The organism is Aeromicrobium sp., from assembly GCF_014378035.1.
Classification (GTDB): Bacteria; Actinomycetota; Actinomycetes; order Propionibacteriales; family Nocardioidaceae; genus Aeromicrobium.
This window is the reverse complement of the sequence record NZ_JACMOM010000100.1, coordinates 1-2,663: the sequence shown is the minus strand read 5'-3', so window position 1 is coordinate 2,663 and position 2,663 is coordinate 1. Positions and strand designations below refer to the sequence as shown.

At 67.6% G+C, this 2,663-nt stretch carries 3 protein-coding genes; all 3 read left to right on the top strand.

Features of this window, described 5'->3' with window-relative positions; translation table 11 throughout:
* Positions 1-293: 293 nt before the first annotated feature.
* A complete protein-coding gene (locus H7290_RS05300; RefSeq protein ID WP_290512972.1) occupies positions 294-809 on the top strand; it encodes a DinB family protein in 516 nt (171 codons plus the stop codon).
* A 52-nt stretch (positions 810-861) separates the two neighbouring features.
* Entirely contained in the window at positions 862-1,689 is an 828-nt protein-coding gene (locus H7290_RS05295) for a hydrolase (RefSeq protein WP_290512971.1), read from the top strand.
* A gap of 96 nt (positions 1,690-1,785) precedes the next feature.
* A partial coding sequence (locus H7290_RS05290) for a penicillin acylase family protein (RefSeq protein ID WP_290512970.1) occupies positions 1,786-2,663 on the top strand: 878 nt, incomplete at its 3' end.

Sequence of the window (2,663 nt, the reverse complement as noted above, 5' to 3'; positions counted from 1 at the left end):
GTGCCCGTGAGAGCAACGGATGCGCCTAGGTCGCCGAGCCGCTGGCACACCGCGAACCCGATACCGGTGGGGCTACCCGCACCGGTGACGATCGCGACCCGGCCCGTCAGGTCAAGTCCGAGTGTCATGGGCTGGATGCTGTCAGAAGCCAGTCCACGGATCAAGCACGCGCCGACACCCAATACTGCGCTCGGAGTGACGTTCTTGATGCGACGCGCCGTTCCTGACCACAAGAGCGTCACTCCCAGCGCGGGCGGGAGGGTCAGCGGGTGGGAGGGTGGGACGATCGCTGCATGACTTGGACCTCCCCCGTGCCCGCCGAGGTCGACGGGCCCATGACCGGCGACGACCGACCGATCCTCGAGGGGATGCTGGCGTGGCAGCGCCACACGTTGCTCAACATCTGCGCGGGGCTGACGGGTGAGCAGCTCGCCCAAAGGCCGATCGCCCCATCCAACCTGTCGTTGCTCGGACTGGTGCGTCACATGGCCAAGGTCGAGCGCATCTGGTTCCGCATGCGCGCGGCCGGTGAGGACGTCGAGGGCCTGCACGACTTCGCGGAGCGCAAGGACACCGACTTCGACGTCATCGACGCCGCAGACTCCGAGCGCGCGGTCGCCGAGCTGGTGGAGGAGCAGACGCTCGCCCACCGTGCCGTCGAGAATCTCGACTTCGACCACGTCGTCAGGGTCCACGGCGACGAGATGTCGCTTCGAATGATCTACGTGCACCTCATCCAGGAGTACGCGCGGCACAACGGCCACGCCGACCTGCTGCGCGAGTCGGTCGACGGCACCACCGGTCGCTGACGTGCGCTTGCGGTGTTGACCTCATCCATTGTTGAGGTTTTAGCGTGCACGCATGACGATCTGGAGCTGCGCCACCTGTGCCATCGAGCACGCCGACACCGAGCACCCACCGATGACGTGTGCCATCTGCACCGACGAACGTCAGTTCGTCCCCGCCTCCGGCCAGCGGTGGACCACGCAGGCCGAGCTTGCCGCCGATGGATACCGGGGCGTCATCACCCAGCTGGAGCCCGACCTGTACGCCGTCGATGTCGTGCCCGAGCTGGGTATCGGGCAGCGGGGGCTCCTGCTCCGCACCCCGGACGGCAACCTGCTGTGGGAGCCGCCGGGGTTCATCGACGATGCCATGATCGCCGCCGTCCGAGAGCTCGGAGGTGTCGACGTCATCTCGGCGAGCCACCCTCATCTCACCGGCGCATCCATTCAGTGGAGCCATGCTTTCTCCTCAGTGCCCGTGCTGGTGGCCTCTGCCGACCGGGAGTGGATTCGCCGCCCAGACCCGGTCATCGAGCTCTGGAACGACACGCACGAGGTGTTTGCCGGCGTCACACTCGTGCAGTGCGGTGGCCACTTCGCCGGCAGCAGCGTGGCCCACTGGTCAGCGGGATCGGACGGCCGCGGGGTGCTGCTGACCGGCAACACCCTCGCCATCGGAGCCGACCGGACGAGCGTCAGCGTGATGCGCAGCTACGTCAACCGCATCCCGCTCCCGGAGCGCGCTGTGCGACGCATCATGTCGGCGATCGAGCCGTACGCCTGGGACCGTCTGTACGGAGCGTTCAGCACGATCGACGCCGGTGCCACCGCTGTGGTCGGCTCGTCCCTCGACCGCTACATCACGTGGACGCGGGGAGACAAGCCTGACGAGGCGGCAATGTGACCGAGGAGTAACTTCGCCCGCACCTCGCTCGTTGTGACCTGCGACACAGGTGGGTCGGGAGCGAAGCAGAGGAGCACCGTCGTGCAACGTAACGCCATGGCAACCATGATCAGCGTGCTGGCTGTCGGGGCGGCGGTGCTGCCCGCAGGGGCCGCGACAACCGTCCCCTCCCCCACGACCGCAGACTCATACGGATCGGTCCGCAACATCCTGCCGGCGGGCCAGCGCGGATCGATCAACACGCTGCAGCTCGCTCAGGTGCTGACGGGTGGCGGCCTCACCGCCGTCGACGGCAAGAACGCGCCGCCGAACCACGCAGACCAGCTCGAGTTGTACGACAAGCTCTCCACCAAGCGGCCCGCTCAGGTCACCGAGGGAGTCGTCGACGACCTCTACAAGAAAGCCGGCTTCGTTCCCGAGAAGGTCGTGAGCACGTCAACGCCGAAGACCGGCGTGACCATCGTCCGCGACGCGTACGGCGTCCCCTACATCACCGGAAAGACCTACAACGACACCATGTTCGGCGCCGGGTTCGCCGGTGCCCAGGACCGGATGTTCCTGATGGACGCCCTGCGCCACCTTGGGGCGGGTCGCGGGGCCGAGTTCGTCGGAGCCACCCCGGGCAACATCGCGATGGACCGTGCACAGGTTCGCACTGCCTACTACACCCGCAAGGAGGCCGCCGACCAGCTCGAGATCATCGCGAAGGAGAACGGTGCCGAGGGCCGGCGGCTGCTCGACGGGGCCGACGCCTACCTCGCCGGCATCAACGCCGCCCAGGACCAGATGTGCCCGCTCGGGCTGCCGACCGGCCCCGACTGCCCGGCCGAGTCCCTGGCCCTGCAGAAGAAGCCCACCCCCTGGACCCGGGCCGACCTGACATTCGTGGCCTCGCTCGTCGGCGGCATCTTCGGCAAGGGCGGCGGGCAGGAGTTCGCCAACAGCGTCTACTACGGCAAGCTGGTCAAGAAGTT

What these genes read in the sequence shown, in the direction of transcription:
- H7290_RS05300 (WP_290512972.1), top strand. Translation starts at nt 294, where the DNA reads ATGACTTGGACCTCCCCCGTGCCCGCCGAGGTCGACGGGCCCATGACC.
- H7290_RS05295 (WP_290512971.1), top strand. Translation starts at nt 862, where the DNA reads ATGACGATCTGGAGCTGCGCCACCTGTGCCATCGAGCACGCCGACACC.